This window comes from Nocardia harenae NBRC 108248, from assembly GCF_001612885.1.
GTDB lineage: Bacteria > Actinomycetota > Actinomycetes > Mycobacteriales > Mycobacteriaceae > Nocardia > Nocardia harenae.
The window spans coordinates 1-517 of record NZ_BDBH01000024.1 but is presented as its reverse complement, the minus strand read 5'-3'; the positions used below and the strand labels follow the sequence as shown (position 1 = coordinate 517).

The 517-nt window shown below is 63.1% G+C and carries 2 protein-coding genes; both read right to left on the bottom strand.

Annotated elements, in window-relative coordinates; genetic code table 11:
• Positions 1-375: GTP-binding protein (locus NH2_RS27860; RefSeq protein ID WP_174552889.1), on the bottom strand; the 375-nt coding region annotated here is incomplete at its 3' end.
• Complete coding sequence (locus NH2_RS28495; RefSeq protein WP_084505960.1) at positions 350-490, bottom strand: DUF742 domain-containing protein; 141 nt, start codon at positions 488-490, stop codon at positions 350-352. The genes NH2_RS28495 and NH2_RS27860, both read right to left, overlap by 26 nt.
• Between the last annotated feature and the right edge of the window lie 27 nt (positions 491-517).

Here is a 517-nt window from a genome sequence, read left to right as displayed (position 1 = left end):
GTCGATCCGGCGCGTATCGATCAACACCAACGCACCAAGCGCACCCCGCGCCAACTCCTCCCACAACGGCACGAACCGCTGCTGCCCCGGAGTCCCGAACAAATACAACGCCAACTGCGGATTCAACGTGATCCGCCCGAAATCCATCGCCACCGTCGTCGAGGACTTCCCCGGCAACCCCGCCATATCATCGACCCCGACACTGGCCTCGGTGATCGTCTCCTCGGTCCGCAACGGCCGAATCTCGGAAATACTGGAGACGAACGTCGTCTTCCCCACCCCGAAATTCCCCGCCACCAGCAACTTCACCGACCGCGTCACCGTCTCCGGCACATAATCGACCGACCGGTCAGGCCGGGAGAGCACGGAGCCCATTGAGAACCTCCTCGAGCAGAGCGATATCCGGCACCGCCTCCAGCGGCCGCGGACTGGAAAGATGCTCACTGTCGAGCAGATCCGACACCACGATCTTCACCACCGACGGCGGCATATCCAGATACGCCGCGACCTCCGCGAT

Bases quoted from the DNA above. Each gene is read 5' to 3' on its own strand.
- NH2_RS28495 (WP_084505960.1), bottom strand. From the start codon at position 490: ATGCCGCCGTCGGTGGTGAAGATCGTGGTGTCGGATCTGCTCGACAGT.